General features: G+C 65.2%; 3 protein-coding genes. 1 reads left to right on the forward strand and 2 read right to left on the reverse strand.

What is annotated here, in order from left to right; all coding sequences use genetic code 11:
- Positions 1–353, forward strand: a 353-nt coding sequence (locus tag EER27_RS16755; RefSeq protein ID WP_223807382.1) for a hypothetical protein, incomplete at its 5' end; no start/stop codon positions are given.
- A gap of 56 nt (positions 354–409) precedes the next feature.
- Here the strand turns inward: EER27_RS16755 and istB are convergent.
- Both istB and istA read right to left on the reverse strand, forming a co-directional pair.
- On the reverse strand, positions 410–1159 hold the full coding sequence (gene istB / locus EER27_RS16760; RefSeq protein WP_003460139.1) for an IS21-like element IS1474 family helper ATPase IstB: 750 nt from the start codon (positions 1157–1159) through the stop codon (positions 410–412).
- Positions 1047–2732 carry an IS21 family transposase gene (istA, locus tag EER27_RS16765; protein ID WP_024360721.1) on the reverse strand — a complete coding sequence of 562 codons (1686 nt, stop codon included), beginning with the start codon at positions 2730–2732 and terminating at the stop codon, positions 1047–1049. The genes istB and istA overlap by 113 nt, the downstream gene beginning before the upstream one ends.
- Positions 2733–3073 lie beyond the last annotated feature (341 nt).

The raw sequence follows: 3073 nt of genomic DNA on the forward strand, positions 1-3073 counted from the left end.
GCAACCTGCCGGTAGTGCTGATCGAGTCCGACAGCGAAACCACCGACAGCCAGGGCCGGGTGATCGTCAACCAGTTCAACTGGGACGAATACAAGAACCTGTTCGACCACAACGGCACCTTGCGCACCATCGGCACGAAGTCCAACAGCAACGACACCCACGCCCTGATTTTCCGTGGAGCGCTGTGCATCGCGCAGAACAACCGCGTGTCCTCCACCGAACAGTTCCTTACTCGAATCGTCCACCTACACGCGACCAGAGAACACCACACGACAGCCCTCAAAGTGGTTGCCGACCGGCTCCACAGCCTGACGGTTGCGGATTTCGGTGAACGTGACCGAGCGTTTCGCTAATACGTGACCGGTGCTTCCACCCCGGTTGCGCGGGTTCTGGATTGTAATCGCATCGGTCACGATGCGGCTTGTTCCTCGGCTTTTTTTCGGCGCAGCGACTCGCCTTTCATCGTCAGTCGGTAGGCGTTGTGCACCAGGCGGTCGAGGATGGCATCGGCCAGGGTCGGGTCGTTGATCCAGCCGTGCCAGTGCTCGATGGGCAGTTGGCTCGTCAGGATGGTGGAGCGGCTGCCAGCGCGGTCGTCGATCACCTCCAGCAGGTCATGCCGGGCTCCTTCCTCCAGCGGGGCTAGCGCCCAGTCGTCCAGCACCAGGACGTCGACCTTTGCCAGCTGTTGCAGGGTACGGCCGAAGCTGCCGTCGCCATGAGCGATGCGCAGTTGTTCCAGCAGGCGCGGGGTGCGCAGGTACAGGGTGCTATAGCCCTGGCGGCAGGCCTGGTTGCCCAGGGCGCAGGCCAGCCAGGTTTTGCCGGCACCGGTCGGGCCGGTCAGCAGCAGGTTGTGCTGCTGGCGGATCCAGTCGCCACTGGCCAGGGTGGCGATCAGACGCTCGTCCAGGGCGCGTCCGGAGCGGCGGTCGAGATCTTCCAGGCAGGCGTTGGCGTACTTGAGCTTGGCCTTCTTGCGCAGCCGTACCAGGCGCTGGTTGTCACGCCAGGCCAGTTCGCGGTCGAGCAGTAGGCCGAGGCGTTCATCGAAGCTCAGGCTGTGGCTGGCCGGCAGCGTCCATTGCTCTTCCAGGGCGCGGGCCATGCCGTCCAGGCGTAGCTGGTGCAGTTGATTCAGGGTGTGTTGCGGCATCATCGAACAGCTCCTGTTGCGGGGGTTGGTAGTAGTCGGCGCCACGGACGTTCTCGTGGTCGCCGGGTAAGGTCGTTTCGGCGGCACGCTGGGGCAGCGGCTGTTGATCCAGGCCTTGCTGGAGCAGGTTGCGCACGCTGCGCCCGGTGAAGGCGCGCAGGTGTACGGCACGTTCGGCAGCGGCTTCCAGGCGTGCATTGCCATAGCGCCGGGCCAGCGAGAGCAGGCCGAGGCAGGCGCGGTAGCCCATCTCCGGGTGCGGCTTGTGGGTCAGTTGGTGATCGATCAGTTGGCGCGTGTAGGGGCCGATCCGCTCGCCCCAGTCGAGCAGGCGTTGCGGCGTCCACTCACGATGCGCCTGGTGCGCTGCGGGCATGTGTTCGCGCTGGGTACTGTAAGCGCCGCGTCGCCCCAGCAGCAGGTGGCTGGCCACCCGCCGGTTGCCATGCAGCACTTCCAGGGTGTGTGCCGTCAGTCGCACGTCCACGTTCTGCCGGGCCAGGGCGGAGGGCACGCTGTAGAAGCTGCCATTGACCTCGATGTGGTAGTCGATGCTGACCTTGCAGCGCTTGAAGGTGGCGACCTCGTAGGGATGCACCGGCAGCGCTCGCAAGGCCGGGCGATCCAGACGCTCGAACCAGTCGCGCCGGCAGCCATCGAGCCGCTTGAACGGGCGCCGATTCAGATCCTCCAGCAGCTCGGCGATGGCCTGGTTAAGCGCATGCAGGCTGAAGAACTGCCGATGGCGCAGCCGCGCCATGATCCAGCGCTCGACCACCTGCACCGCCACCTCGGCCTTGGCCTTGTCCTGAGGCTTGCGTGGCCGTGCCGGCAGGATCACCGTCTGGTAATGACGCGCGCACTCCAGCGTGGCCCGGTTCAGGCCCGGCTCGTAGCGATCCGGCTGGGCGACCAGGGCGCGCGGATTGTCCGGCACAACCATTTCCGGCACGCCGCCAAAGTAGGTCAGAGCCTGGCCCAGCGAGGTCAGCCAGTCCACCTGGGTTTCGCCTGGCGTCGCGCAGGCATAGGTGTAATTCGAGGCGCCCAGGGCGGCGACGAAGATGTGCGCCCGGCGCACTTCGCCGGTGGCCGGGTCGACCACCGGCAGCGTCGGCCCGGCATAGTCGATGAATAGCTTCTCGCCCGCACGGTGCAGCTGACGCATCGAACGTTTGAGCGTCTGGGCGTAGCGCCGGTAGTGCTCGACGAACTGGGTGTAGCGGTAGGTCGGCTGGCCCGCATGCGCGGCGAGATATTCCTCCCACAGCAGCTGCAAGGTCACGCCCTTGCGTCGCAACTCGCGGTGGATGCTCAGCACATCGGGCAGCACTCGCTCACCGCGCGGCTTGTTCGTCGACGTCGGTGCAAACAAGGCGGCCGCCAGCGCGGCCTCGTCCATGGCCACCAGCGCCGGCCAGTCCAGCCCGGCCACCCGCGCCGCCGCGATGTACTTGCTAACCACGCCCTTGGACAGCTGCAAGGCACGGGCAATCTTCTCGTGGGACAAGCCGGCCTCAAACTTGAGGCGCAGACATTCTTTGATGTTTCGCATGGCTACTCGCGGCGCCGCCATCTTCCTCTCCCGAAATCGGTCGAGGATGGCGGCGCATCAGGTCATGCGCAACGAAGGGGAAGGCTTTCGCTAAGTCGTGACCGGCGATTTCGGTAAGCCGTGACCACCTGTTTCGGAACAGGCGGAGAATCGGTCACGTTGCTACCGAAATGAGCGGTCACGCGTTAGCGAAATGAGCGGTCACGATCAACCGAAACGGCCGGTCACGGTGCTCCGAAATCCGCAGCAAGACATACGCCGAGCCCGAGTAACAGCACCGGCAGAGCGGCGGCTAGGCGCCAGCCAAGCGTCAGCTCAAAGCCTGGCAGGTAGCGATAGGAAGCCCCCATCAGCACTCCAAT

It is taken from the genome of Montanilutibacter psychrotolerans (genome assembly GCF_003719825.1).
Lineage (GTDB): Bacteria > Pseudomonadota > Gammaproteobacteria > Xanthomonadales > Xanthomonadaceae > Montanilutibacter > Montanilutibacter psychrotolerans.

Excerpts from the sequence above, each read along its gene's own strand:
- istA (WP_024360721.1), bottom strand. The coding sequence starts at position 2,732 with ATGGCGGCGCCGCGAGTAGCCATGCGAAACATCAAAGAATGTCTGCGC.
- istB (WP_003460139.1), bottom strand. The coding sequence starts at position 1,159 with ATGATGCCGCAACACACCCTGAATCAACTGCACCAGCTACGCCTGGAC.